Origin of the sequence: Pleomorphomonas sp. JP5 (genome assembly GCF_023721815.1) — a bacterium.
In the GTDB taxonomy this organism is placed as follows: Bacteria; Pseudomonadota; Alphaproteobacteria; order Rhizobiales; family Pleomorphomonadaceae; genus Pleomorphomonas.
In genome coordinates this window covers 1-21,741 of sequence record NZ_JAMDLI010000004.1, presented here as the reverse complement: position 1 = coordinate 21,741, position 21,741 = coordinate 1, and the positions used below count along the sequence as shown (strand labels likewise).

The window sequence follows — 21,741 nt, the reverse complement described above, 5'->3', positions numbered from 1 at the left end:
TGCGCTTCCGGTGCTCACGGACCTTTAAGTCCGCTTCGCTCCGGTTCTCGAAGTCGTCGCTACCTGCCGCATCCCAGCGAATTTCAGCTCAGGCTCTATGCGATCCCTGGACTGCTTTTATCCCCGCCGACCTCCGGCGGGGATTTTCTGTTTGACCGCTGAAGACGTCTTCCTGTGGTCGCCTTGAGGGCCTAGGGTTGGCCGACTCGCCAAAACGTGCGGCTTGCCGGGACCTAATATGCTCCACGACATAACCGATATCCGCCTTCGCCTCAGGCCCGGCACGTGGCCGATCGCCGACGACCTGCGTCCCCGGATCGACGCGCATTGGGCGTCCTGCGTGGCCGCCAACCCGCATCTGTGGAATGGCCGTGTGCTCGGCACCATCGCACCGGGCGAGCCAGGCGGCATCGCCATGGATGGCGGTGTGCTGACCGGAGAGGCGGTGGAAGGCGATTTCGCCGGCTTCCTTGCCTGGCGCGACTGGGGCTTTCCGGAGATCGGCATCCGCAATCTGTTCGGCTCGGCGCTGGTGCTGTCGTCGGATGGAGCGCTGATCCTCGGCAAGATGGGCGCGACGACGGCCAATGCCGGCAAGATCTATCCGCCGGGCGGCAGTCTGGAGCCGTCCGACGTCGACGCCGAGGGCAATGTCGGGGTGGTCGCCTCCATCGAGCGCGAGCTGCGCGAGGAGACCGGACTTGTTGCCTCGGCGGCGGTGATGGAGGGCATGATGGCGGCCTTCGATGGGCCGCGCGTCTCGATCGGGCGGGTGCTACGGTTTCCGCTGCCGGCCGACGAACTCGTTGCCGCCATCATGGCCGAGCTCGACCGGCAGGAGGAGCGCGAGCTGGAGCGGGTCATCGCCTTCCGCTCCGTTTCCGAGCTCGATCGTCCGGAGGTCACCACCTACAGCCGAGCCTTCGCCGCCCGGCTCCTGGCTTCGTGACATAAAGGAACCGCCCGCCTGGAGGTCACGGCGGGCGGGGGAGGGGCTGCGATCTGCCTGGGGTGGTGGCTTTTCCGGTCAGCCGCCGAAATACGGCGACTGGCAAGCGCGCAGGTTTCCGCGGTTGTCGACCCACGTGTTGTCATACGGGTTGTAGGAGCGGTAGCGCCCCGAGCACCAGGCCTGATGCTCGCTCGGCGCAGCCGCATAGACAGGGGCAGGCTGCCGATAGACGACGACCGGAGCCGGCCGATAGACCGGCGCTGGCCTGTAGACGACGGGCGGCTCGTAATACACGGGCGGGGCCGGTTCGTAGTAGACCGGTGGCGAGGGGGGCGAGGCCAGGGCGGCGCCCAAGATGGCGCCTCCGAGTAGGCCGATCGCGCCGGCCGCGGCGACGTCGCCGCCATCATAGCGGTGATGTCGATGGTAATAGCCATCCGCCATGGCCGGCAGTGCCAGCGAGGACAGGACGGCGGCGATGGCGACAGGGGCGGCAATCTTTGACAGCCTGGACATTTTTCGTCTCCACGCCCGGTCGTCGACGCTCGGCGCACCGGTGCATCCTTTCCGTTAGTCATAGCTGGTAATTTTGGTCGCATTTTGGAAGGGACGTGGTGAAATTCGGGTGATAACCGACGTGGACTAAAGCCGAAGTCACCACTATGGTGACCGGCACCGTGCGCCTCAGGAGAGAACCAAGTGGCTCGTCGATATGCGATTCTCGATGTTTTCACCGCGAAGGGATTGACGGGCAATCCGCTGGCGGTCGTGCTTGACAGCGCCGGTCTCGACAGCGCCGCCATGCTGGCGATCACCAAGGAATTCAATCTGTCCGAAACCGTGTTCGTGGAGCCGCCGTCGCGGCCCGGAACCTCGGCCAGGATTCGCATCTTCACGCCCGGCCGCGAACTGCCGTTTGCCGGCCACCCCACCGTCGGCACGGCCGTCCTGCTGGCCCACGAGCGCTTGCAGGGGATCGAGCGCGAAACCGACGCCATGGTGGTGCTGGAAGAGCAGGTGGGCGTCGTCCGCTGCGGCGTCACCATCTCGCCTGAGCGTTCGGGCCGCGCCGTGTTCGACCTGCCCAAGCTGCCCGAAGAGCGGCCGTTCCATGGCGACGTCGGTCTTGCCGCCTCGGCGCTGGGGTTGAGCCGTGGCGACATCGGCTTCGAAAATCATGTGCCCTGCGTCTTTGACGGCGGCGGTCCGGTGTTCGCCTTCCTGCCGCTGGCGGGGCTCGACGCCATGCGCCGCATCCGTGTCGACAAGTCGCTTTGGGCCGGCGCCTTCGGCTCTGCCGAACTCGATCTTTTCGTCTACACCCGCGAAGTCGTGACCAACGGCCACGACTTCCACGCCCGCATGTTCGCGCCACATCTCGGCATCGGCGAGGACCCGGCCACCGGTTCCGCCGCCGCCGCCTTCTCGGCGGTGGTCCGCCGCTTCGATCGGCCGGCCGACGGCGAGCACCAGCTGATCATCGAGCAGGGATTCGAGATGGGGCGGCCCAGTCGAATCGAGCTCGAGATCATCATCGAGAAGGGCAAACTCACCGGTGGTCGCATCGGCGGCGAGGCGGTGATCGTCGGGCGCGGCGAACTCTACGTCTGAGGCGAGATTACCGGATTCTTGGCGAACGCGGCGGCCCGAAAGGCGCCGCCGTTTGCTTTCGTGCGCCCGTCCAAGGTTTCACTCGCCAGATTCCATGTGGAGAACAATCCCGTCTAAGGCTCTGAAACAAAATGATTTTCATTTTTTTCGCCTAACTGACCGAAAAGAGCTTGCGCCCAATCTCTGCCATGGTTATAAGCCCGCCATCGCCTCTGGACGACACCAACGTCCGGCGAGAAAAGTGGGCGCGTAGCTCAGTTGGTAGAGCAGCTGACTCTTAATCAGCGGGTCTACGGTTCGATCCCGTACGCGCCCACCACTTTTCTCTTGAGGCCTGAAAATTCCAAACAGCATGATGCGCGGTTGGCTCGCCAATCGGCTTGTCGTTGCGTCTCGCATGGACGTCACGGCGCTAGCAGAATGGCGCCGGGCGCTCATTGCATGTAGCTCTGGTTTCGTCCGTTCTTCTTGGCGACGTACATGGAATCGTCGGCTCTCTGGATGAGGTCCACGGCCATGTCCTTGGACGACAGGACCGATATGCCGACGCTGATCGTGGCGCTCTTGTCGAGTTGGTCGATCCTGTTGCTTTCGGCGGCGACGCGAATCCGCTCGGCAATCGACCGCGCCTCCAGCCTGTCGGTCTCGACGAGGATGACGGCGAACTCCTCGCCGCCGTAGCGGCAGGCGGCGTCCGTCGCCCTCAGCCCGTTCTTCAGAACGGTTGCCACGGCCCGCAACACCTCGTCGCCGACAACGTGCCCGTAGCGGTCGTTGACCTCCTTGAAGTGGTCGATGTCGATGAACAGGAGCGAGAGGGGGCGGTCGTATCGTTGGGCGCGCTGGATCTCCAGATCGAGTCGCTCGTCGAAGGCCCGTCGGTTCAACAGTCCTGTCAGCGGGTCCGAGTTCACCAGACGCTCAAGCTCCCTCGTTCTCTGAGCGACAAGCTGTTCCAGCGTCGTGGTCGTTTCCTTCATCGCCGTGATATCGGTGTCGGCCCCGATGAGGCCGACGAACCTGTCCTCGTCGAGCCGCGGCATGACCTTTTCGAGGACCCACTTCAGATGGCCATCCTTGGCGAGGATCCGGTACTCGATCAGGCCGGCATCGTGCTTGCGCAGCCTTTCATCCAGAAAGGCCCGGTAGCTCTCGCGGTCGTCGGGATGCAGGAACTGGACCCAGTCCGCAGCCTTCATGTCGGCTTCGGCAAGCCCCATGAACTCGGTCCACTCCCGGTTGACGAACTCCCGGGCGCCGGAAATGCCGGCAAACCACAACATGGTGGGCGCCTGCTCGGCCAACTGGCGGAAACGGCGCTCGGATTCATTCAGCGCCGCGATCAGAATCTCCTGCACGGATAGTGCGGACGCGTTCTCGTCGGCGCGTTCGGGCAGGGCGTGGACCATCCTGTGGTCGAGCTTCAGGATATGGCCGACGAGCCAGTTGACGAGAAAGTTGAGAATCTCGTTTACCGCCTCTGCCTGCTCGAGATCGGCTTTCGCCGCGATCTCCTGTACACGGTTGTAGAAAGAGCGGTGCGCACAGATGTGCTGGTGTCGCTTTGACTCGCCGAGCGACGAACGGCACATCAGCTTCTCTTCATCGCAGAAGTGCGTGTTCGCATAGTCTATCAGTTCGGCCAGCAGAGCCTGGACTTCCGGCAGGGACCCCTGGCCCGAAACCGCATCGGCGATGTTGTTCGTCAGCTCGAACAGCCGCTTGTGCTGGCTGTCGATCTGAACGTTTCCGGTCTCCAGATGCGTGTTCCAGTAAAAGAGCGCCATGCGTCACTTTCCGGCCTACGTGCCCTCGGTTGTCATCCATTGCCATATATCACGAGGAAGATGGACGCTTTCCATTTAGCCTTTAGGCGCTTTCGGGCCAGAGGCGAGCGATCAGCTTGCTCGCCTCGCGCAGCCACAGCACCGAGCTTGCAACGGCAGTGCAAAGCAACCAGTCGGTTGCCTTGAGGCCGGTTGTCGAAAAGGCCTGTTGCAGGAACGGGACGTAGATGACGGCGGCGTGGAGAATGAGCGAAAGGCCGACGGCCGCCCAGAGCCAGCGGTTTGCGAACAGCCCCCGGAAAGCGCTCGCGTGGTCGGAGCGGGCATTGAAGACGTTGAAGAGCTGGAACAGCGTCAGCGTCGTGAAGGCCATGGTCTGGGCATAGCCGATGGTGCCGCTGCCTTCGATGAAGCCGCCGGGCAGAGAGGCATCGAGCACCGCGAGCGTGCCCACGGCCATCACCACGCCGATCAACAGGATGCCCGCCCACATGGTCGACGTTATGACGCGCTCCCCTCGTGGGCGCGGCGGCTGGTGCATGACGCGGGCATCGGCCGGGTCGACGCCCAGCGCCAGCGCCGGTGCGCCATCGGTGACGAGGTTGATCCAGAGGATCTGGGTGGCCAGGAGCGGCAGCACGAAGCCGTCGCCGCCAGCCGCCGTCAGGCCCATCGCGTCGGCCAACAGGACGCCGAAGAACATCGTCATGACCTCGCCGATGTTCGACGACAGGAGGTAACGCAGGAACTTGCGGATGTTGGCGTAGATGGCGCGCCCTTCCTCGACCGCCGCGACGATGGAGGCGAAGTTGTCGTCGGCGAGCACGACATCGGCCGACTGCTTGGAGACGTCGGTTCCCGTGATGCCCATGGCGATGCCGATGTCGGCTGACTTGAGGGCCGGGGCGTCGTTCACGCCATCGCCCGTCATGGCGACCGTGTTGCGGTGGCGTTGCAAGGCCCTGACGATGCGCAGCTTGTGCTCGGGGCTGACGCGCGCGAACACCGACACGTCCCGCACGGCTTGGTCGAGCGCATCCTCGGACATCGCCTCCAGCTCGGCGCCGGTGATGGCGCGGCCATCGGACAGGCCAAGCTCGGCGGCGATGACGGAGGCGGTGGCGGGGTGGTCGCCGGTGATCATGATCGGGCGGATGCCGGCGGCCTTGGCCAGGCCGATGGCGGTTCTGGCCTCGTCGCGCGGCGGGTCGATCATGCCGACGAGGCCGAGGAAGACGAGGTCGCGCTCGATGTCGTCGTCGAAGGCGTCCGTCGGCGCGTCGTCCTGGTCAAGCGTCCGGAAGGCAAGGGCGAGCGTTCTGAGCGCCTCGCCCGCAAGTTTGTCGTTGAGGGCGGCGATTTCCTCGCGCCGGGCTTTCGACAGCGCTCGCGCCTCCCCGCCCACCAGTTCGTGCGAGCAACGTTCGAGCAACACGTCCGGCGCGCCCTTGGTGAGTATCCTGAGCCGCCCCGGCTTGTTGCTGTCGGTGTGGACCGTGCTCATCAGCTTGCGTTGGGAGGAGAAGGGCACCTCGCCGACCCGGTCGAAGCGGGCGTCGAGGCTCGCCTGTTCGAGGCTGGCCTTGCGAGCGGCGACGATCAACGCGCCCTCGGTGGGGTCGCCCTGGATCGACCAACGGCCGTCCCTTTCCACCAGAACGGCGTTATTGGCGCGGTCGGCGACGGTGAGGGCACGCAGTGTTTCGGTGAGATGGTCTCCGCCGAGGGCGTCGCCACTCTCGCCGATGAGCTCTCCGTCGGGAGCATACCCGGTGCCGCTGAACGTCGCCCGCCCGCTGGCGGTGGCGACCACGCGTACCGTCATCTCGTTTCGCGTGAGGGTGCCGGTCTTGTCGGAGGCGACGACGTCGGCCGAGCCCAGCGTCTCGACGGCGGCGAGGTGGCGGACGATGGCATTGCGTTTGGCCATCCTCTGGACGCCGATGGAGAGAACCGCCGTCACGATGGCCGGCAGGCCCTCGGGAATGGCGGCCACAGCCAACGCCACGCCGAGGATCAGCACGTCGAAGATCGCCGACAGGCCATGCACGTCCTCGACCAGCAGAATGGTCGCTATCATCACGACGGCAATCGCCACGACGACGACGCCCAGAAGACGGCCGACCGTGTCGAGCTCCCGTTGCAGCGGTGTGGTTTCCTCCGCCGCGCCCTTCAGCATGCTGGCGATACGCCCGATCTCCGTACGCATGCCGGTCGCCACCACGACGGCGCGTCCCCGCCCGTAGGTCGCCGCCGTGCCCGAGAAGATCATGTTGGCGCGGTCGCCGAGCGGCACGTTCGAAGGTATCGGCGCCACCGCTTTGGCCACCGGCAGACTCTCGCCGGTGAGCGCTGCCTCCGCCATCTGAAGCGAGATGGCCTCGATCAGTCGCGCGTCGGCCGGAACGGTGTCGCCTTCCTCGACGAGGACGATGTCGCCGGGGACGATCTCGGTCGCCAGGATGCTTTGGCGCGTGCCGTCACGCAGGACGTTGGCGTGCGCGGCCGACATCTCTTGCAAGGCGGCGACGGCCCGCTCGGCGCGGGCCTCCTGGAGGTAACCCATGACCGCGTTGAGAATGACGATGGCGAAGATGGCCATGGCCTCGAAGGGCAGGGCGGAGTCGCGCTCCACGAACCAGAGCCCGGCCGAAACCAGCGCAGCCACCAGCAGCAGGGCCACCAGGACGTTGGCGAACTGTGCGAGAAACTTCTTCCAGGCCGGCGTCGGGCTTTCCTCAGCGAGCGCGTTGGGACCGAACTCGGCGAGCCGCTTTCGGGCCTCCGCCTGTGTCAGGCCAGCCCGCATGTCGGTTCCGAACGAGGCGATGACTTCGTCGACCGTCTGCTTGTGAGGAGCCGCCGCTTCGGTTGGTGATATCGTGCCGTCCATTCCAAGGTTCCGATCTGTGCTGCGACGCATCCCTCTCGCGGGACGTGGCTCTGCAACCTTAACGGATATGGACGGCAAAAGTTGCGGTTTCCAGGGGTGTCAGGAGAAGCACGCTGCCTCGCCAACGAAAGCCCCCCGCGCCATCGGCGGGAGGGCGGTCACTTCGTTATCCAGGACAGCGTCGAACGTTGCGAACGCTCAGGCGGCCTTCAGATCGCGGATGAAGGCCTCGACCTCGCGACGCAGCGTCGCCGAGTTGCCGTTCATGGCATCCGATAGCGCCATCAAGTTGCGTGGCGGCCGACCGATCCCGCCGGCCGCCTTGCATTTGTCAGCCCCGGTCGGGCTCCACGGTGGCGAAGACGCGGGTTGATCCGTCCTTGCCGATCAGCAACACGTCGAACGGCTCGGCGTCGGCATCCGAACCCATGCCGGGAGAGCCGAGCGGCATGCCGGGTGCGGCGAGGCCGACGGCGTCCGGTTTCTCGGCAAGAAGCCGGTCGACCAGGGTTGCCGGGACATGGCCTTCGATGGCGTAGCCACCGACCACTGCGGTATGGCAGGAGATGGCGTCTTCGGGGATGCCGAGCTCCGTCTTGCGGGTGGAGATGGCGTCGTAGTCGAGTTCTGTGGCGGTCACCGTGTAGCCAGCCTTTTGCATGTGGTCGATCCACTCGTGGCAGCACATGCAGCCTTCATTGAGAACGACGTCGACCTTCTGTCCGGCGGCACCGGCAAGCGAGGTGGAGGCGATGAGGGCGAGAAGGGCAAGGACTTGAGATTTCATGGTGTTTGCCTGTGATAATGTCCGTCCAGACGCGACGCTCCAGAGGCGTTAGGCGCTGGCGGAACCGATCGAAGATGTTGGATGGAGGCTGCCGCTCAGGCGCGCGGCGGTTCCAGAAGCGGTGGCGGGGCCCGTCCCGTGAGGTCGATGGCGACCAGTGGTGTTTCGCGGGCACGGTCCGCTACGAAGGCAATGGCCGGCTCGTTCGGCAACAGCGCGGGAGCGGCCATGAAACAGCCGGCATCGGTGCAGTCACCGGCAAGGCTCGCTTTCTCGATGGGCTTCCCGGACGTCGTTTCGCAGCACTTATGGGCAGAGCTCGTCGCCGCCATCATGGCAACGTGACCCACGGCAGCCGGGATCGCCGCGCTCTGGCCGGCCAGAAGACCAAGCAGGGCAGCGAAAGCGATAACGAAGCGAAGGCGGCCGACGAGAAAGCGCATGACGCCAGTTTCACATCGATCCTGAGCCAACCACAAGCGTTGTTTTGCTGATGACAAACCGTCCCATTTACGGGTCGGCTGGAAACTCGACCAGCTCCCCTATGGAGGGCTGCGAGTGGTTCTCCGCCAGTTCCGAGGCGTGGGACGTGACCAACTCGACAAGTTTTTCCTGGAACGGTTTGGAGATGGTCTGGCGAATGAAGAGAATGCGATAGATCGTCGGCGCCACGAGCAGATTCATCAGCCAGTCTGGCGTCGGAGCCGGTTCACCGCGGGCGATGGCCCGCCGACACAGAACGTCGAGATTGGCATAGGCATATCCTGCCGTCTTTCGAGCCAGAACGACGTTGGCGACGCGCTCTTCCAGGAGAACCAGCCCCGGTCCGGACGAGACGTCGTCGATGAACTGCTCCAGCCACAGTGACAGGTCCGATTTGAACGTTCCCGTATCCGGAACCGCCGGATCTGCCAGGAAGCGCTGCTCGGCAACGGCCGCCAGGAGATCGGTAAGGTTGCCCCACCGGCGATAGATTGTGGATGGTGGCAAATTTGCCCTTCCGGCGATCTGCGCGATGGTGATTTCCTTGTCGGGGTTTTCAGCCTTCAACGCGTTGACGGCAGCATGAACGGCCTTCTGTATCCGTTCGCTACGCCCGCCGGGCCTGATGAGGACGCGTTCCGCCATTTAACAATCCGTTAATCGTACTAATGCTACTCGAGTTGCATTAGAGATGAGCCTCATCGTCTTGCTTTTCCTCGGCCTCATGGGCCGGGGCGGGTTCCGAAGTTCCAAACAATATGCGATTCCCGTTGCTCTCTGCCACGTTTCGGCCTGGAAACTCGCGCGACGCGCTCTCCAGAAGCCGGCTGATGATTGTTTGCGCCTTGTTTGTCGGCGTCTATTTGACAATCTGCGGCAAGCTCGCGCTCATCGGGATGCGGGCCTCTCCCGAAGAGGAAGTGTCCACGCTCGATCGGACCGTCGCCCGGCCGGATATCGTCGACCGGAACGGGGTGATACTTGCGACCGATCTTCCGGTGCTCTCGCTGTTTGCCGAGCCGAGAAAGGTGGTCGACGCCGATGAAGCCTCGGAGGCCTTGGCGGGGGTTCTGGGCAATATGACGAGGGAGGAAATCTACAAACGGCTGAAGAGCAGGGCGTCGTTCGTATGGCTGAAACGCGGCCTTACTCCAGATCAGGCCAACGAGATCAAGCGGCTCGGCATTCCGGCGATCGGCTTTCGCGGCGAAGTGAGGCGCTTTTATCCGCAGGGCAGGGAAACCTCTCATGTCATTGGACTGACCGATATCGACAACGGCGGGATTTCCGGCTTTGAGAGGTGGCTCGATCAGTCCAGTTTCGGCGTGCTCCGCAAGTCCGGCCTGATGAATGGAGCTCAGATCAAAGCCAGCCAGCTGACGATCGATGCTCGGGTGCAGCATGCTGTGCACGAGGTGCTCGATAAAGCCATGGAGCAATACCATCCGGCCGCCGCTGGTGCTGTCATCCTGAATGCCAAGACGGGCGAAGTGATCTCGCTCGTTTCCTTGCCCGACTTCGATCCCGCCACTCCGTCCGAGGCCGCCGAGAAGGACCGGCTTAATCGGGTTTCCGGTGGTGTGTTCGAAATGGGCTCTACCATCAAGACCTTCACCACGGCCATGGCGCTGGAGTTGGGCAATGCCGAGCTCACGACGATTTACGATGCCAGTCATCCCCTGGTTATCGGCTCGCAGGTCATCCACGACTCGCACAGCAAGGGAAAGCCGCTGTCCTTGGTCGACGTGTTCCTGCAGTCCTCGAACATCGGTTCGGCCCGCGAGGCCATTGCCGTCGGCATGGAGAACCACAAGGCGTTTCTCGAGCGAGCCGGCCTTCTCAGCAAGGTGGCCATCGAGCTGCCGGAGGTCGCCACGCCGGTTTCGCCGCGCGTCTGGCGGCAGGTCAACTCGCTGACCAGCGCCTTCGGGCATGGGTTCGCCACGACGCCGCTGCAGACGGCGGTGGGCATAGCAGCCATCATGAACCATGGCCGACTGGTGCCTCCGACCCTTCTGCCGCGCAGTGAAGAGGAGGCGCGCGCGCTCGCCGTTCAGATGGTCTCGGAAAAGACCAGCGACGACATGCGCTATCTCTTCCGTCTCAATGCCGTCAAAGGGTCGGGGCGCAAGGCGAATGTCGCCGGCTTCCGCGTGGGTGGAAAGACGGGGACGGCCGAAAAGGTCATCGACGGTCGCTACTCGCACAACAACAACTTCAACGCCTTCGCGGCAGCCTTCCCGATGGAGGACCCGACTTTCGTTCTTCTGGTCTTTATCGACGACCCACGGCCCGAATTTCCTGGGGCCGGCATTACGTCGGCTGCCAATGCGGTGCCTGTTGCCGCTGCCATCATCGAGAGATCTGCGCTTCTTCTCGACGTTCTGCCAGTCTTCGATGATCCAGAAGATACTGCCTTCGCTTTTCACGACTGAAGCCGGACGGCAGGCCCGTCCGTCTCGTCGCCGATCTTGTCGTGTCCAATCGTTGGCCCTCGATCCCCCTTTCCTTGTCGTGAGCTCCTGCTAGGTTCGTTCTGGACCACCGACCCGGAGAGCCCGATGCGCGTTGCCGTTTTCAGCACCAAACCCTATGACCGCACCTTCCTGAGCCGGGCCGCCGCCGGTTATGGCCACGACCTCACCTTCTTCGAGCCACGGCTCGACCGGACGACGGCGCGACTCGCCGAAGGGTTTCCGGCCGTCTGCGCCTTCGTCAACGATACGCTCGACGCCGAGGTGATCGACGCGCTGGCCGCCGGTGGCACCCGCATCGTCGCGCTCAGGGCGGCCGGCTTCAACAACGTCGCCCTCGAGGCGGCGGAGGAAAAGGGCGTCACGGTGCTGCGCGTGCCGGCCTATTCGCCGCATGCGGTGGCCGAGTTCTCGGTCGGTTTGCTGCTGGCGCTCGATCGGCGCATCCACAGGGCCTGGGCGCGCGTCCGTGAAAACAACTTCGCGCTTGAAGGTCTGCTCGGTCACGACTTGCACGGCCGCACCGTGGGCATCGTCGGCACTGGCCGCATCGGCGCGTTGGTGGCGCGCACCTACCGCCTCGGCTTCGGCTGCGAGGTGGTGGCTCACGACCGGTACGAGGTGGATGATCTCAAGGCGATCGGCGTCACCTATGTCGGGCGCGAGGAGCTGATGGAGCGCTCGGACATCATCAGCCTGCATTGCCCGCTGACGCCGGAGACCCATTACCTGATCGACGAGGCGGCGATCGCCCGCGCCAAGCATGGCTTTGTGTTGATCAACACGTCGCGCGGCGCTCTGATCAACGCCGAGGCGGTGATCGGCGGCCTGAAGAGTGGACGGATCGGCGGCGTCGCCCTCGACGTCTACGAGCAGGAGGCCGACCTGTTCTTCGAGGATCTCTCCAGCGAGATCATCCAGGACGACGTGTTCCAGCGCCTGCTGACCTTCCCCAACGTGCTGATCACCGGCCATCAGGCCTTCTTCACCGAGGAAGCACTGCTCGCCATCGCCAAGACGACGATGGGCAACATCGCCGACGAGGAAGCCGGCAAGGTGTCGCCCAATCGTGTGCTCAGCGAGAAGGTGGCCGGCAAGGGCTGAAAAATCAGCCGTTCGCCACGAGAATGTCGCGAGGGAGGCCGGACAGGATTTCCGGGCCGTCCTTCCTCAGGATGACGATCTCCTCGAGGCGGCAGCCGTAGCGGCCGGGCAGGTAGATGCCCGGCTCGATGGAGAACACCATGCCTTCCTCGAGCACGGTCTCGGAGGTGGAGGTGATGTAGGGCGGCTCGTGGCCGTCGATACCCATGCCGTGGCCGGTGCGGTGGGTGAAGAACTTGCCATAACCGGCTTCGGTGATCACCGTGCGGGCGGCGGCATCGACGTCGCGGGCGCGCACGCCGGGCTTGGCCGCGGCAAGCGCTGCCTCGACGGCCCGTTCGACGATGGCATGGATCTCGGCAAAACCTTCCGGCGGGCGACCGACGACGGCGACGCGGGTGATATCGCTCGGGAAGGCCGACTTGATGCCACCGATGTCGATCACCACCGCATCGCCCTCGACGATATGGCGATCGGAGGCGGTGTGGTGCGGGAAGGCGCCGTTATGGCCGCTGCCGACGATCCAGAAGCTCGGCGCCGCGCCCTCCTTGAGGAAGTGGCTGCGGATGATGGCGGCGAGCTCGTTCTCCGTCATGCCGGGCTTGAGGGCGGCAACCGCCGTTTCGATCGCACGGTCGGCGATGCCGGCGTTCATCTTCAGGAGATCGTATTCCCGCTCGTTCTTGCGCATGCGCAGGCCGCCAAGCGTGTCGGCGGTGAAGGTGCGGAGCACCCCGGCGGGCAGGGCATCGAGCACGAGCAGGGCAAAGTCGGCTCGCATGGTCTCGTCGAGGGCGACCCGGTCGGTGGCATTGGCGCCGATAGCGGCCAGCGCTTGGCAAAGCGCGACATGCGGCCCCACCTCGTCGGACCAGCGGTAGAAGTCGATGTCGGTGTTCTGGCGCACGTCGTCGGCGTTGAGGGCCGGCATCAGGAAGGCGGTGCCGCCCGGTGAGACCAGGAGCAGGCAGGGGCGCTCGTCGGAGGCAGGCGTGAAGCCGAGCAGCCATTGCATGTGCGAGCCCGGGGCAACGGCAACGAGGCCGGTTTCGGTCGCGACCATCCGCTCGCGCAGGGCGGCGAGGCGGGCTTGGGTCTCAGGGGTCATCAGGCGGTCCTTGGTGTTTGCCGGCGTCTGGCGGCTGGCTATCGGTCTACGAGTATAGACTTCCGGCGAGCATCGACCAACCGCATTGCCGCGTGGCTCCCTTGCGCGGCAGGCATTGGCCAAGGATAATCGCCGTCGATCAAAGGGGGCTCGGTGAGCGATCATTTCACCATATCCGACGCCGGAATCGGTGCGCTTCTTCTCGACGTTGCCGGCGACGGCGCGTTCGAGGAAGCGCGGCAGGCCCGACTTCTCGCGCTGGCCGAGAGCTTCGCGGCAGTCGACGGAATCGATGACGTCGTGCCCGGCATGAACAACCTGATGGTCGTCTTCGATCCGCTGGCGATCGGCGCCGAGGAGATCGGACGCCGCCTTGCCGACGGCTGGCGCAAATCGACCGCCACCATCGGGGAGGGGCGGTCGCACGAGATCGCGGTCTCCTATGGCGGAACGGATCTTGCGGCCTTCGCAGCCGGCCTCGACCTTTCCGTCGAAGACGTGGTGGAGCGCCACGCCGCCGCCGTCTATCGGGTGGCGGCGATCGGCGCCATGCCCGGCTTTCCCTATCTCTCCGGGCTCGATCCGTCGTTGGCGACGCCGCGCCGGGCGGTGCCGCGCCAGGGTGTGCCGAAAGGGGCGGTCATCGTTGGCGGCGGTCAGGCCGGCATCATGCCAATCACCGCGCCGTCGGGCTGGCACATTCTCGGCCATACCGACTTCGTTCTGTTCGATCCGCATCGTGCCGCACCGGCGACGCTGAGGCCGGGCGACACGGTGCGCTTCACCGTCGCGAGGGTGGAGCCTTGATCGAGATCCTGTCGTCGGGCGCGCTGAACACGGTGCAGGATCGCGGGCGACGCGGCCTCTTGTCGAGCGGCGTCTCCCGCTCCGGTGCCATGGACATTCAAGCGCTCGATGCGGCCAACGCGCTGCTCGGAAATGACGCGGATGCGGCGGCGATCGAGGTGGCCGCCTTTCCCTTCCGGCTGCGCTTCGCATCGGCGACAACGGTGGCCGTTACCGGCGCCGTCGCCGAAACGCGGCTATCCGGTCGCCGCCTGCCGCCTTGGTGGGCCATCGCGGTCAAAGAGGGGGACGAACTGACGATCGATCCGCCGACGGTCGGCGCCCGCGTCTATGTCGCCATCGGTGGCGGCGTCGATGTGCCTCTGCTGCTTGGGGCCAGGGCGACCGAGCTCAAGAGCGGTTATGGTGGCCATGAAGGCAGAGGGCTCAAGCGCGGCGATCGGTTGCCCGTGAGGCGGCGCGCTCCGGGAAAGCTGCCCGATGGCGGCGTCGGCGCGCCACCCCCGCCGGGACGGAGCGACGCCGACCGACCGTTGCGCGTGTTGCCAGCCGCCGAGTGGTCCGATTTCTCCGAGGGAGCCCATCAGCGCTTTCTGTCGGTGGGCTGGCGCGTCACCGCCGAAGCGGATCGCCAGGGATGCCGGCTCGACGGACCGGAACTCATGCGCGAGCGGCGGCGCGAGCTCCTGTCTCATGGCATCGTGCCGGGCACGGTACAGGTGCCACCGGCCGGCCGGCCGATCGTTCAGCTTGCCGAAGCCAATACTTGCGGTGGCTACCCCAAGATCGCGACGGTGATCGAGGCCGATCTCTGGCGGCTCGGGCAGGCGATGCCGGGCGACGAACTGCGTTTCGCGGTGGTTGGCAGGAACGAGGCGCTGGTGGCGCAGCGCGAGGTCGCCGATTGGCTTGGCCGGCTGCGACGGGCGGCGTCGCTCTATCGCGTCTCGTAGAGCGGCGTTCCCCAGCCGACGGCCTCTCCGTCCTCCATCAGGGGCGGGCCGAGCGTCAGGTCGGCGGCGGCGACCGCCGGCAACAACAGGCCGTTGGCCTCGACATAGGCAATCACCTCGCCCTTTCGTACCCGGTCGCCCTCGGCAAAGCGCGGCGCGGCCTCCAGCGGATGCCTGGGACGGAAACGACCGGGCGAGGGAGCGGCGACGAGGGGCGTCGGCGGTTCGATCGGAGCCGGCTCGGGCTTCTCCTCGGTGACAAAGCGCAATCTCAACCGTGCCGGGCCGACGCGGATGTTGGCGATGGCGATGCCCTTGTTATCGAGACGGCGGACGACGGCTTCGATCTCCTCGAAGGTCATGACGCATCGTCCGGAGCAATGCGGATGATCGGCGCGCCGCGTGTCACCAGCGCGCCGTTGTCGGCGAGAATGTGGGTGACGCGGCCGGCGCGGTCGGCCTCGATGGGGTTCAGCATCTTCATCGCTTCGAGCAGACCGACGGTCTGACCTTCCTCGACGCGGTCGCCGACTTCGACGAAGGGTGGGGCGTCCGGCGAGGAGGCTCGATAGAAGGTGCCGGTGAGACCGGCGACGATGGCGTGATCGCTGGGGGTGACAGCCTCCGGCATGGCGGTGGAGACGGGGCTGCTCGGCGCTTCCGACCGGACGCCGCCGTCGCCATCCTTGACGAGGCGGATGTGGATGTCCCCTTCCTCGAACTCGATCTCCCGCAGGCCGGAATCGTGGAGGAGCGAGACGAGGCGGTCGAGGAGCGCGCCGTTCATCAGGATTTGCTCACGAAGGGGGCGAGCGCGACGCTCTCGGTGGCGAGGCGTTCGGCGAGCAGTCGCGCCGTTGCCAATGCGGTCGGGCTGTCGCCATGGACGCAGATGGAATCGACCGAGGTCGGCAGCGCCTTGCCGTCTACCGAGACGATCTCGCCGGATGCCACCATGCGGCAGGCCCGCTCCACCGCTTCGGTGGGGTCGTGGACGAAGGCGCCGGGGCGGTCGCGTGGCATCAGGCTGCCGTCGTCCTGGTAGCCGCGATCGGCGAAGACTTCGGAGAAGGTGCGGAGGCCGGCGTCGCGGGCGGCCAGTTCCTGCTTGCCGTGGGCGATGGCGAGGCAGGCGAGCGAGGCGTCGACGCCCTTGATGGCCCTGACGCTGGCGGCGGCGATGTCGGCGTCGGCGACGGCGAGATTGGCGAGCGCTCCGTGCAGCTTCACATAGGCGATCGGGTGGCCTGCCAAGGCCGACAGAGCCGCCGCCGCTCCGATCTGATAGGCGACGAGGCGCTCGATCTCGCCGGCCGAATAGGGCAGCGCGCGCCGGCCGAAGCCCCAGAGGTCGGGAAAGCCGGGATGGGCGCCCACCGTGACGCCGCCCGCCTTGGCCAGGCGGAAGGTCTCGGCCATGATCTCGGGGTCGCCGGCGTGCAGGCCACAGGCAACGTTGGCCGACGTGACCACGCCGAGCAGCGCGGCGTCGTCCCCGATGCGATAGGCGCCGAAGCCCTCGCCGAGGTCGGCGTTGAGATCGACGGTGCGGGAGTGCGCGGCTGTCATCGCGGCTGGTTCCGGTTTCATCGGGCGAAGTATAGAGGCTCGGACGATGAACGGAAGGCTTCCTTCACGAAGCGACGAGAGCGACCGGAACGCCGTCGCTGGCTTTCGCGTTGGACAGCGGATAGGGTGCGCCCCGCAATCTGCCGGACCAGACCATGACGCACACGCCCGACCAGTCGATTCTCACCGAGGACGACAAGACCAAGATCGTCGTCACCGCTCTCCTGTGCATGTTCCTGGCCGCTCTCGACCAGACCATCGTCACCCCGGCGCTCCCGGTGATGGGCGCCTCGCTCGGCGGCGGCGAATGGGTGTCGTGGATCGTGTCGGCCTACTTCCTGACGGCGACGGCGGTGACGCCGCTCTATGGCAAGCTCGCCGATCTCAAGGGGCGGCGGCCGGTGCTCTACGCCGGCGTCGGCATCTTCGTGGCGGGATCGCTGATCTCGGCGATGGCGCCCACGATGGCGGTCCTGATCGTCGGCCGTGCGCTGCAAGGCCTTGGTGGTGGTGGCCTGATGGCGCTCGTCCAGACCATCATTGGCGACGTGGCGCCGCCGCGCGAGCGCGGAAAGTACATGGTGTACATTTCCGCCGTCTGGGCGACTTCCAGCATCGCCGGTCCGGTGCTCGGCGGCCTGCTCGCCGAGTATGTCCACTGGTCGGCGATTTTCTGGCTGAACCTGCCGCTCGGCATCGTGGCGGTCAGCCTGTCTCTGAAGCCGCTATCCCGCTTGCCGGACGTTCGCCGCGACCATCGGCTGGATATCCTCGGCGCGATGATGATCATGGCGGCGACGCTGCTGTTCCTTCTGCCGCTGACGCTCGGCGGGCACACCTATCCCTGGAGCTCGCCGCTCGTTCTCGGCATGCTGGCGCTATCGGCGGCATTCTTCGCGCTGTTCGCCTGGTACCAGTTCCAGCCCGAAGAGCCGCTGTTGCCGCCACGCATCTTCGGCGACCGGGTGATCGCGCTCACCTCGGCCACGTCCTTCCTGGCGGCGGCCGGCATGTTCGGCTTCTCGGTCTATTATCCGGTCTACCTGCAACTGATCGATGGTTTCGGCGCCTCGGCGGCCGGTCTGGCGTTGCTCGGCCCGATGCTCGGATCGGTGGCGGGCTCCAGCATCTCGGCGCGGATCCTGCGCAAGGGGAGGCGCTACAAGCGGCTGCCAATGATCGGCAGCGCTCTGTCGATGGTATCGCTGGCGGTAGTCGGCTTCGTTGCAGGCGACGTGTCCTTCTGGGTGATCGAGGCGCTGGCGGCGCTGACCGCCTTCGGCCAGGGGACGCTGTTCCCGGTCGGCACCGTCATGGTGCAGAATGCCGCCAATCCGCGCGATCTCGGCACGGCCACCGGCGCCTACACCTTCGTGCGGTCGCTGGGCTCCGTCGTCGCCATCGCCGTGCTGGGCGCCATCGTCGGCAGCGCCGGCATCGGCGATCATATCAGCGAGGGCGCGTTGGCGCCGGCGGCCCGGGAGGGTGCGGTGGCCGCCTTCAGGGCGCTGTTCTTCGCGGCCGCGGCGGCGCAACTGCTGTCGCTGGCGCTGTTGTCCCGCATCGAGGAACGACCGTTGCGCGGCCGTACGCCGCCGCCGGTGGAAGAGTAAGGTCTGGCTGGCCGCGCAGGCCGGTGAGGGAGGAGTTCGAATGATCCTGCATTGCGTGTTCATGAAGATGCCGGCCACCGCTTCGTCGGCCGACGTCTTAAAGCTCTATGGCGCCGTGGCGGCGCTGAAGTCGTTCATTCCCGGCATGGTCGACTTCAAGGCTGGCCCGAATGTCTCGCCGGAAGGCCTCGGCCATGGCTTCCAGCACGGCTTCGTCGTCACCTTCACCGACGAAGCGGCGCGCGATGCCTACCTCGTCCACCCCGAGCACGTGAAGGTCGGCGACAGGATCGTTGCGGCCGCCGAGGGCGGTCTGGAGGGGGTTCTCGTCTACGATTTCGAGGTCTGATGGCCGGTTTTTGGCGTAATCGTCGACTTTCATATCGATTCAGTCGCCAAGGCATTGTCGGCGGACGGCGTTGGCTGTAGGGCTTAGGAGTGTTGCGGACGATACTTTCGTCTGAGTGACTTTCCCTTTCGCCCACCACAGCAGGCCCATGTCCTTCACCGATCCGCTCGACCTTGCCGCCCGTCTGCCCGCGCCCGACCGCCTCGCGCTGTTCCTCGATGTCGACGGAACGCTGATCGGGCCCACCTACGCCGATCGCGAGCGTGGCATCGCCGCCGATCGCATCGCCCTGATCGACCGGCTTTACGACCTCCTGGGTGGCGCGCTCGCCATCGTCAGCGGCCGTTCGGTGGAAACGGTCGATCCGATGTTTGCTCCGCTGAAGCTGCCCGTCGCCGCGCTGCAAGGCGCCGACCGTCGCTTTGCCGACGGACGTCGATTCACGCCGGTGCAGACACCGGAAGAGCGCAAGGCGCTCGAAGAGATCGCCGAGGTGGTGGCCAAGACCTATCCCACCATGGACATCCAGTGGAAGATCGGCGCGCTGGCCATCGTCTACAACGAGGGCGACCCGCTCGCGCTTGAGGCGGCGGCTCTGGCGGAGCGCCATTCCGGCGGCCACGTGGGAGTGATCCCGGGGCGCGTGTCGGTCGACGTGGTGCCTCGGGGCGCCAACAAGGGCTCCGGCATCGCCTTCCTGATGGAGCACAAGCCGTTCAAGGGGCGGGTGCCGGTTCATGCGGGCGACGACGTTCCCGACGAGCCGGGTTTCTTCATGGCGCGCGATCTCGGCGGATTCGGCATCACCGTCGGCCGAAAGGTGGCGGGCGTCGACGACCGTCTGCCCGACCACGAGGCGACGTGGGACATGCTGGCCGCCTACGAGGCACGTTGGCTGGACGACGAGCGCGCCGCCGCGCAGTAGTCGGGGTCAGCCGAGGGCGATCCGCAGATAGGTCGTATCGTCGAAATAGTCGCGGCCCGGCATGAAGGGGCGCGACCCCATGACCCGTTCCACCATCAGCGGATCGGTCTCCCTGATGCGGGCGATCTCCGAGAGGCCCTCCGCGAGCGTCGCGGCCGGCGACAGGAAGCCGTCGGAGGCGAGAACGATCTCGCGGGCGTCTGCCGCTTCGAACACTTCGACGAAACGGTCGGGCACGAAGGTGCCGGCGAGGCCGCCATAGGCGAGGGGATCGTCGCTGTCGAGGTTGAGAAAGGCGTGCTGGGCAAGGACGAGCGGCCGGAAGGGCTGCTCCATCGTCGGCACCCTGAGTTCGGCATCGAGGCTGGTAAGCCCCAGCCGGAGGCGCGCCCGGATGACGGCGCAGCGGAACTCGTAGCCGATGCGGTCGATCTCCTTGCCGCCATGATAGTCCCGGTCGTCGATGCGGACGTGACAGTCGCCCACCCGCCAGATCTCGCCTCGTGCCCGCGACCAGACGGCCGCCACCGCCGATGGGCGCATGATCGTCTCATCCGGCCAGTCGCCGATCGCCCTGATGATGGCGGCCGTGGCGCGGTCGACGAAATCGCGGGCCGTCGCGTCCGACGCCAGTTCCCTGACCGCTTGCTCCACCGCCTCGGCGGCGACGATGCCGCCCGGCCGTCCGTCGATCGGACCTGAAGATGTGGCGCCGTCGATGACGGCGGCGAAGTCTTCGGTGACGACCAGGCGATCTTCCTTCTTCGCTTCCGACTCCTTGCCGGTGGCGCACAAGCTCTCGACCACCCGGAACGGGCGAGGCGTGGCGGTCATGGAAGTCTCCACGTTGCGGTCCCGAGCGGCCGCGATGGCCTCACTCGACGTGACCGGTGATCTTCGGCAGGTAGTCGCCGCCATGCTCGACCCAGAAGCTGTACATCGCCTCGGCCGAGGGCAGCATTCGCTTGTCGGTGCGGCGGACGACGTTCCAGGTTTTCATGAGCGGCAGGCCGACCACGTCCATGATGACGAGGCGACCGGCTTCGACCTCGGCCGCGATGGTGTGCGAGGAGATGAAGGAGATGCCGAGGCCGGCCATCACCGCCTGCTTGATGGTCTCGTTGGAGCCCATCTCGAACTCGCGGATATCGCGCCCGCCGTCGTGCTGGCTGATCAATTGGCCAAAGGAGTTGCGCGTGCCGGAGTTGACCTCGCGCACCAGGAAGGTCTCGCCCATCAGGGCTTCGATGGGGATGTTGCGCTCATGGGCCAGCGGATGATCCGGCGCGCAGATCATCACCTGCGGGTGCTTTCCGATGGTCTTGGCCTCGACCTCGAACTCGACCGGCGGCCGGCCCATCACCGCGAGGTCGACCTCGTAGTTCCGGAGGCGCTGGATGGTCTCGTCGCGGTTGCCGACGATGAAGTCGATATCGACCTTTGGCCGCTCCTTGCGGAAGGCGGCGAGCACGGTCGGCGCGAAGTAACGGGCGGTGGAGACGACGCCGACGGCAACCCGGCCCGATCCCGCCTCGCGCATCTCGGCGAGGGCGCCGGAGCACTCGTTGAGAAGCGCCTCGATGCGGTCGAGCGTGGTGGCGATTTCCCTGCCGGCCGATGTGGCGATGAAGCGGTCGCCGACGCGCTCGAGCAGCGGCATGCCGACGAGGTCTTCGAGAGCCTTCACCTGGGCGGTGATGGCCGGCGGCGTGACGTTCATGGCGGAGGAGGCGGCGGTGACAGTGCCGGTCTTGATGACCGCCGACAGGAATCGCAGCTGCTTCAAAGTCGTGTGGCGCATGCTCGGATTCCTGTCTCTCCATGTCCTGCTGCCGGTGTGCCCGGCGAGGGGCCCCGCTCCGGAATCACATTGGTCATCCGAAGCTTACCGCAAGCTATCTTCAGGCGCCATTTGCCGGGCGCCGTTTCGACCATTGTCGCGGGGAAAAGATGAAAGTCTCTCCTGTCCCCGGAGGTCGCCCCCTGGGTGCTCGTCAAAAGCGACGGCATCGTGACCGTGGAGCCACAATCGGCGGAGGACGGACAAGGTGGACGCTTGCCGTGGTTGACGGCCACCGATGCGGTCGGCAGAATCTGTCCGTCGCAACAGGAGCGTGGATGTCACGTCTGTCTGAATCCCGGTGAAGGCCCGCCCGGCATGGTGCCGGCAACGCGGGCCAATCCCAATGTCGCCCCGGAGGCTTCCAGCTTCCGGAACGCTTTGGTGCGCCCTAGGTCCAATCGACATTCAGGATTCACGACGCGGGTGATGTGTGATTCATGGATCTCCAGACTGTTCGATCTGGAGACCCAGCATGGCCAAGCG

Annotated in this window: 22 protein-coding genes and 1 tRNA gene; 11 read left to right on the top strand and 12 right to left on the bottom strand. The window is 65.8% G+C overall.

Annotated features, from left to right (window positions below; all coding sequences use genetic code 11):
* Positions 1-238: 238 nt before the first annotated feature.
* Positions 239-949 carry an NUDIX hydrolase gene (locus M4J40_RS04340; protein ID WP_251752420.1) on the top strand — a complete coding sequence of 237 codons (711 nt, stop codon included), beginning with the start codon at positions 239-241 and terminating at the stop codon, positions 947-949.
* 78 nt (positions 950-1,027) lie between these two features.
* Here the strand turns inward: M4J40_RS04340 and M4J40_RS04335 are convergent, their stop codons facing one another.
* Positions 1,028-1,468 (bottom strand): BA14K family protein, encoded by a 441-nt coding sequence (locus M4J40_RS04335; protein WP_251752417.1) that lies wholly within the window; start codon positions 1,466-1,468, stop codon positions 1,028-1,030.
* A 183-nt stretch (positions 1,469-1,651) separates the two neighbouring features.
* Between M4J40_RS04335 and M4J40_RS04330 the strand changes: the two genes are divergently transcribed.
* Together M4J40_RS04330 and M4J40_RS04325 are read left to right on the top strand one after the other, a co-directional pair.
* A complete protein-coding gene (locus M4J40_RS04330; RefSeq protein ID WP_251752415.1) occupies positions 1,652-2,563 on the top strand; it encodes a PhzF family phenazine biosynthesis protein in 912 nt (303 codons plus the stop codon).
* 243 nt (positions 2,564-2,806) lie between these two features.
* Positions 2,807-2,882, top strand: a tRNA-Lys gene (locus tag M4J40_RS04325).
* Positions 2,883-2,997: 115 nt separating this feature from the next.
* On the opposite strand, the gene M4J40_RS04320 is transcribed toward M4J40_RS04325, so the two are convergent.
* The 5 genes from M4J40_RS04320 to M4J40_RS04300 all read right to left on the bottom strand — a co-directional run bounded on the left by M4J40_RS04320 (position 2,998) and on the right by M4J40_RS04300 (position 9,158).
* Positions 2,998-4,350: a bacteriohemerythrin gene (locus tag M4J40_RS04320; protein ID WP_251752413.1), complete on the bottom strand. Its 1,353-nt coding sequence runs from the start codon at positions 4,348-4,350 to the stop codon at positions 2,998-3,000.
* An 82-nt stretch (positions 4,351-4,432) separates the two neighbouring features.
* The gene (locus M4J40_RS04315; RefSeq protein WP_251752412.1) at positions 4,433-7,243 is read right to left on the bottom strand and encodes a cation-translocating P-type ATPase; all 2,811 of its coding nucleotides are present in this window, start codon (positions 7,241-7,243) and stop codon (positions 4,433-4,435) included.
* A 331-nt stretch (positions 7,244-7,574) separates the two neighbouring features.
* Complete coding sequence (locus M4J40_RS04310) at positions 7,575-8,030, bottom strand: DUF411 domain-containing protein (protein ID WP_251752410.1); 456 nt, start codon at positions 8,028-8,030, stop codon at positions 7,575-7,577.
* 95 nt (positions 8,031-8,125) lie between these two features.
* Positions 8,126-8,473, bottom strand: a complete 348-nt coding sequence (locus M4J40_RS04305) for a hypothetical protein (protein ID WP_251752408.1) — start codon at positions 8,471-8,473, stop codon at positions 8,126-8,128.
* A 67-nt stretch (positions 8,474-8,540) separates the two neighbouring features.
* Complete coding sequence (locus tag M4J40_RS04300) at positions 8,541-9,158, bottom strand: TetR-like C-terminal domain-containing protein (protein ID WP_251752407.1); 618 nt, start codon at positions 9,156-9,158, stop codon at positions 8,541-8,543.
* 185 nt (positions 9,159-9,343) lie between these two features.
* Here M4J40_RS04300 and M4J40_RS04295 point away from each other — a divergent pair, with 185 nt between their 5' ends.
* The gene (locus M4J40_RS04295; protein ID WP_251752405.1) at positions 9,344-10,948 is read left to right on the top strand and encodes a penicillin-binding protein 2; all 1,605 of its coding nucleotides are present in this window, start codon (positions 9,344-9,346) and stop codon (positions 10,946-10,948) included.
* A 126-nt stretch (positions 10,949-11,074) separates the two neighbouring features.
* The gene (locus M4J40_RS04290; RefSeq protein WP_251752403.1) at positions 11,075-12,091 is read left to right on the top strand and encodes a 2-hydroxyacid dehydrogenase; all 1,017 of its coding nucleotides are present in this window, start codon (positions 11,075-11,077) and stop codon (positions 12,089-12,091) included.
* Between the two features lie 4 nt (positions 12,092-12,095).
* Here M4J40_RS04290 and M4J40_RS04285 read toward each other — a convergent pair whose 3' ends face one another.
* A complete protein-coding gene (locus tag M4J40_RS04285) occupies positions 12,096-13,199 on the bottom strand; it encodes a Xaa-Pro peptidase family protein (protein ID WP_251752401.1) in 1,104 nt (367 codons plus the stop codon).
* 153 nt (positions 13,200-13,352) lie between these two features.
* Between M4J40_RS04285 and pxpB the strand changes: the two genes are divergently transcribed.
* Positions 13,353-14,006, top strand: coding sequence for a 5-oxoprolinase subunit PxpB (pxpB, locus tag M4J40_RS04280; protein WP_251752400.1), 654 nt, complete (start codon positions 13,353-13,355; stop codon positions 14,004-14,006).
* Positions 14,003-14,959, top strand: coding sequence for a biotin-dependent carboxyltransferase family protein (locus tag M4J40_RS04275; RefSeq protein ID WP_251752398.1), 957 nt, complete (start codon positions 14,003-14,005; stop codon positions 14,957-14,959). The genes pxpB and M4J40_RS04275 overlap by 4 nt, the downstream gene beginning before the upstream one ends.
* On the opposite strand, the gene M4J40_RS04270 is transcribed toward M4J40_RS04275, so the two are convergent.
* Genes M4J40_RS04270 through M4J40_RS04260 form a run of 3 tightly spaced genes read right to left on the bottom strand, consistent with a single transcriptional unit; the run spans position 14,944 to position 16,528 of the window.
* Positions 14,944-15,321 (bottom strand): hypothetical protein, encoded by a 378-nt coding sequence (locus tag M4J40_RS04270; RefSeq protein WP_251752396.1) that lies wholly within the window; start codon positions 15,319-15,321, stop codon positions 14,944-14,946. The genes M4J40_RS04275 and M4J40_RS04270 overlap by 16 nt on opposite strands.
* Entirely contained in the window at positions 15,318-15,746 is a 429-nt protein-coding gene (locus tag M4J40_RS04265) for a biotin/lipoyl-containing protein (RefSeq protein ID WP_251752394.1), read from the bottom strand. The genes M4J40_RS04270 and M4J40_RS04265 overlap by 4 nt, the downstream gene beginning before the upstream one ends.
* Positions 15,746-16,528, bottom strand: coding sequence for a LamB/YcsF family protein (locus tag M4J40_RS04260; RefSeq protein ID WP_251752393.1), 783 nt, complete (start codon positions 16,526-16,528; stop codon positions 15,746-15,748). Before M4J40_RS04260 ends, M4J40_RS04265 begins: the two co-directional genes overlap by 1 nt.
* Before the next feature lie 155 nt (positions 16,529-16,683).
* Here M4J40_RS04260 and M4J40_RS04255 point away from each other — a divergent pair, with 155 nt between their 5' ends.
* The 3 genes from M4J40_RS04255 to M4J40_RS04245 all read left to right on the top strand — a co-directional run bounded on the left by M4J40_RS04255 (position 16,684) and on the right by M4J40_RS04245 (position 19,415).
* Positions 16,684-18,141 carry an MDR family MFS transporter gene (locus M4J40_RS04255; protein ID WP_251752391.1) on the top strand — a complete coding sequence of 486 codons (1,458 nt, stop codon included), beginning with the start codon at positions 16,684-16,686 and terminating at the stop codon, positions 18,139-18,141.
* Between the two features lie 40 nt (positions 18,142-18,181).
* Entirely contained in the window at positions 18,182-18,490 is a 309-nt protein-coding gene (locus M4J40_RS04250; RefSeq protein WP_251752389.1) for a Dabb family protein, read from the top strand.
* Positions 18,491-18,638: 148 nt separating this feature from the next.
* The gene (locus M4J40_RS04245) at positions 18,639-19,415 is read left to right on the top strand and encodes a trehalose-phosphatase (RefSeq protein WP_251752387.1); all 777 of its coding nucleotides are present in this window, start codon (positions 18,639-18,641) and stop codon (positions 19,413-19,415) included.
* A gap of 6 nt (positions 19,416-19,421) precedes the next feature.
* On the opposite strand, the gene M4J40_RS04240 is transcribed toward M4J40_RS04245, so the two are convergent.
* Together M4J40_RS04240 and M4J40_RS04235 are read right to left on the bottom strand one after the other, a co-directional pair.
* A complete protein-coding gene (locus tag M4J40_RS04240) occupies positions 19,422-20,249 on the bottom strand; it encodes a hypothetical protein (RefSeq protein WP_251752385.1) in 828 nt (275 codons plus the stop codon).
* Positions 20,250-20,289: 40 nt separating this feature from the next.
* Positions 20,290-21,216 carry a LysR substrate-binding domain-containing protein gene (locus M4J40_RS04235; protein WP_251752383.1) on the bottom strand — a complete coding sequence of 309 codons (927 nt, stop codon included), beginning with the start codon at positions 21,214-21,216 and terminating at the stop codon, positions 20,290-20,292.
* 186 nt (positions 21,217-21,402) lie between these two features.
* On the opposite strand from M4J40_RS04235, the gene M4J40_RS04230 reads away from it, so the two are divergent.
* A partial coding sequence (locus M4J40_RS04230; protein ID WP_251752381.1) for a hypothetical protein occupies positions 21,403-21,741 on the top strand: 339 nt, incomplete at its 3' end.

What these genes read in the sequence shown, in the direction of transcription:
- M4J40_RS04250 (WP_251752389.1), top strand. Translation starts at nt 18,182, where the DNA reads ATGATCCTGCATTGCGTGTTCATGAAGATGCCGGCCACCGCTTCGTCG.
- M4J40_RS04340 (WP_251752420.1), top strand. Translation starts at nt 239, where the DNA reads ATGCTCCACGACATAACCGATATCCGCCTTCGCCTCAGGCCCGGCACG.
- M4J40_RS04285 (WP_251752401.1), bottom strand. Translation starts at nt 13,199, where the DNA reads ATGACCCCTGAGACCCAAGCCCGCCTCGCCGCCCTGCGCGAGCGGATG.
- M4J40_RS04305 (WP_251752408.1), bottom strand. Translation starts at nt 8,473, where the DNA reads ATGCGCTTTCTCGTCGGCCGCCTTCGCTTCGTTATCGCTTTCGCTGCC.
- M4J40_RS04320 (WP_251752413.1), bottom strand. Translation starts at nt 4,350, where the DNA reads ATGGCGCTCTTTTACTGGAACACGCATCTGGAGACCGGAAACGTTCAG.
- M4J40_RS04260 (WP_251752393.1), bottom strand. Translation starts at nt 16,528, where the DNA reads ATGACAGCCGCGCACTCCCGCACCGTCGATCTCAACGCCGACCTCGGC.
- M4J40_RS04335 (WP_251752417.1), bottom strand. Translation starts at nt 1,468, where the DNA reads ATGTCCAGGCTGTCAAAGATTGCCGCCCCTGTCGCCATCGCCGCCGTC.
- M4J40_RS04315 (WP_251752412.1), bottom strand. Translation starts at nt 7,243, where the DNA reads ATGGACGGCACGATATCACCAACCGAAGCGGCGGCTCCTCACAAGCAG.
- M4J40_RS04270 (WP_251752396.1), bottom strand. Translation starts at nt 15,321, where the DNA reads ATGACCTTCGAGGAGATCGAAGCCGTCGTCCGCCGTCTCGATAACAAG.
- M4J40_RS04310 (WP_251752410.1), bottom strand. Translation starts at nt 8,030, where the DNA reads ATGAAATCTCAAGTCCTTGCCCTTCTCGCCCTCATCGCCTCCACCTCG.
- M4J40_RS04240 (WP_251752385.1), bottom strand. Translation starts at nt 20,249, where the DNA reads ATGACCGCCACGCCTCGCCCGTTCCGGGTGGTCGAGAGCTTGTGCGCC.
- M4J40_RS04255 (WP_251752391.1), top strand. Translation starts at nt 16,684, where the DNA reads ATGACGCACACGCCCGACCAGTCGATTCTCACCGAGGACGACAAGACC.
- M4J40_RS04290 (WP_251752403.1), top strand. Translation starts at nt 11,075, where the DNA reads ATGCGCGTTGCCGTTTTCAGCACCAAACCCTATGACCGCACCTTCCTG.
- M4J40_RS04235 (WP_251752383.1), bottom strand. Translation starts at nt 21,216, where the DNA reads ATGCGCCACACGACTTTGAAGCAGCTGCGATTCCTGTCGGCGGTCATC.
- M4J40_RS04300 (WP_251752407.1), bottom strand. Translation starts at nt 9,158, where the DNA reads ATGGCGGAACGCGTCCTCATCAGGCCCGGCGGGCGTAGCGAACGGATA.
- M4J40_RS04265 (WP_251752394.1), bottom strand. Translation starts at nt 15,746, where the DNA reads ATGAACGGCGCGCTCCTCGACCGCCTCGTCTCGCTCCTCCACGATTCC.
- M4J40_RS04295 (WP_251752405.1), top strand. Translation starts at nt 9,344, where the DNA reads ATGATTGTTTGCGCCTTGTTTGTCGGCGTCTATTTGACAATCTGCGGC.
- M4J40_RS04245 (WP_251752387.1), top strand. Translation starts at nt 18,639, where the DNA reads ATGTCCTTCACCGATCCGCTCGACCTTGCCGCCCGTCTGCCCGCGCCC.